The organism is Acetobacter sicerae (assembly GCF_011516765.1).
In the GTDB taxonomy this organism is placed as follows: Bacteria; Pseudomonadota; Alphaproteobacteria; order Acetobacterales; family Acetobacteraceae; genus Acetobacter; species Acetobacter sicerae.
Window position 1 is genome coordinate 1 of the sequence record NZ_JAAABN010000054.1, and the last position, 2,582, is coordinate 2,582.

Consider the following 2,582-nt stretch of genomic DNA (forward strand, 5'->3'; position numbering starts at 1 on the left):
GTTGTTCAACAAAGAAACAGCGACTTGCCCTCAGACAAGATCACGCTACCCAGACGTTCTTCTACTGTTCATGCTAAACGTTGTTTAGCGTACTTTCCACACGATGGCCTCATATAGCTTGAATGGGTTTCATACCCTGCCCAAAGCGCTCAATGGCCTTACGATCCTTCTCAAGCGCCCCGTAAGGCAGATACCGGACTTTCAGATCGGCAATCCTGCTGAAAGCCGGTCGCCGCAGTTGTTCCCGCACATCGGCTTCCCGCTTATCCGGCGCAACAAGGAACAGTCCCTCCAGGGCCTGCGCCTCTGACCCGAGAGCAAGATCCAGCATCCGCACGATGCCGGAATAGATGGTCGTTGAATGCTCAACCTCGAAGGCTGCCACAATCCTGTGGCTTTCCCGACCGAGCCACAGAACATCGATCAGGCGCACGGATTCCGCTCCCTGCGTTTCCGTCGTGAACCCCGGCAACATCGACAGACAGCCATCTCCCAATTTACCGTCCTGCCATGGACGGCCACGATCATTGGCAGCAATCCAGACATCATACCCTAGGGAAAGCCCCAGATCGCGAAGCCAACCCTGAATTTCGGTATGGGTGTGATCCGTTTCCCGCTCTGCGGCGAGTATCCGGGCTTCTTTTGCGCTCTGCTCCCTCACCTGGTGAAGATCGGCTTCCCAGAGTTTCCGCGCTGTTTCATCATCATTGAGAGGTGGCGCTGTATAGCGTCCGCTTCCGAGATCAAACAGCAGTCCTCCGATAGCGCCCAGATCATTGGACAGCAGCGAACGATAGGTCGCATTCAGCTTCAGAATGCCCTGCCGCATGGCAAGATATTCCTCCCATCGGCCCAACTTCATCTTTGATCCGGTTAAGGCGTTATAGCCGTTCACGATTGCCGTATTGAAAGGCGGCATGATCGTAGGATGCAGGAAATACAGCAGATTGGCGACGGCTGGTCCCAGCCCTTTTATCTTCCGGGCATCGATCGCGTGGATGGCCGAGACCACGTGCTCGTCGGTATTGCAACACAGGCAGGTATCGAGAAGCTGCCCGAATGCTTTCTGGTTTGCAGGATTTTCGTAGATATCGGGAATGCGTAGCTTCGGCTTCCACAGGAAGGCGTGATCCGCACCCTTGAAAATTTGGCGCTGCTCCGCAATCGAATGGACGACCGTTTCCAGAGAGGAACCACGATAGGCGACCCCGAATGTGCTCTCGGCTATCTCGGCAACGACCTGCTGCAGACCACGGCGGATAGACCGAAAATTCTTGATACGTTCGTCCCACAGAAACCAGCTCTGATAGGTCCCTGCCGGATCGTCCCGCCAGCGAAGGATAAGGTCTAGAATCAGGTCGGTCATCAATCCAGAAACTAAAATTACATTCGTTTCTAAGCCTGATTGTAACAGCGGCTCACGTCAATGCGGATAATCGCAAGAGGTTGCGCGGTATGATACCCCCGCTTTGAACTTATTTCCCCTAAACATCTGGAATTAAAAAATTCTCTAGGCTCAGGACTCATTCTTTGAGGTAGAAGATGAAGCTTGCTGCGATGTGGATAGCGGACATGAAAGTGTGTGCGCAGCGGTCATATCGTGTTGCCACCCGCCGCCAGTCTTTGAGCTTTGCGAACATGTTTTCGATGAGGTGGCGCTTTTTATATAGATGCCAGTTGTAAAGTGGCTTTGATTTCCGGTTCTTCTTCGGCGGAATACAAGCGGTGATCTTCCGTTCTGCGAGAGACTGCCTGATTTTATTACTGTCGTATCCCCGGTCCCCGATGACCTCTTCTGTCTCATCGGGAAGGTCTGTCAGAAGTACATCTGCTCCCTTGAAGTCACTAACCTGACCGGCCGTCAGATGAAGACGGACAGGACGGCCTTCGCTATCACAGACGGCATGAAGCTTCGAGTTCAGGCCGCCTTTTGTGCGTCCGATATGGCGGGGAAAAGCCCCTTTTTGAGCAGGGACGCTGCCGTTCTATGCGCTTTGAGATGTGTTGCATCGATCATCAAACGCTTCGAACGGCCAGCCTTTTCCGTCAGGGCCACAAAGATCCGGTCGAAGACACCCAGGCGGCTCCACCGGATGAAGCGATTGTATAAGGTCTTGTGCGGACCATACGCTTTCGGAGCGTCTTTCCACTGAAGACCGTTGCGGATCACGTAAACGATCCCGCTCAGGACGCGTCGGTCGTCCACACGCGGAACTCCATGCGCCAGAGGAAAAAATGGACTGATCCGTTCCATCTGCCTCTCCGAAATCAAAAACAACTCACTCACAGCCTCACCTCCATTGGTAAGCCTGTGAATCACAACGTCTCGCTCAGTTCAATAAATTAATAGGTCCTGAGCCTAGTGAAGTTCGCGGAAGGTCTCGCTAAAATAGATGTCCAGAATCAGATCGTCTTCGTATTCGACAATGACGCTGAGGGTCTCGACGCGGAAATCTCACAGAAGGGTTGTACATCGGGTTAGATTATGAAAAAGTCTGTTTTGTAGAAAAGAAATTTCCATAATCATCAAGAAAACCCGATGCAGACAGAGTGTAGCGCAGGCGCGTATGAGTTTCCAGCCT

At 52.6% G+C, this 2,582-nt stretch carries 2 protein-coding genes; both read right to left on the reverse strand.

The window, feature by feature from the left end; all coding sequences use genetic code 11:
- Positions 1-109: 109 nt before the first annotated feature.
- Positions 110-1,366 (reverse strand): type II restriction endonuclease, encoded by a 1,257-nt coding sequence (locus GVI59_RS18405; RefSeq protein ID WP_173575492.1) that lies wholly within the window; start codon positions 1,364-1,366, stop codon positions 110-112.
- Between the two features lie 157 nt (positions 1,367-1,523).
- Positions 1,524-2,287 (reverse strand): IS5 family transposase gene (locus GVI59_RS18410; protein ID WP_132012119.1). Its coding sequence is split into 2 segments (ribosomal slippage): positions 1,524-1,954 and positions 1,954-2,287, totalling 765 coding nucleotides; the frame shifts between segments, so codons are not numbered across the junction.
- Positions 2,288-2,582: the final 295 nt, after the last annotated feature.

What these genes read in the sequence shown, in the direction of transcription:
- GVI59_RS18405 (WP_173575492.1), bottom strand. Translation starts at nt 1,366, where the DNA reads ATGACCGACCTGATTCTAGACCTTATCCTTCGCTGGCGGGACGATCCG.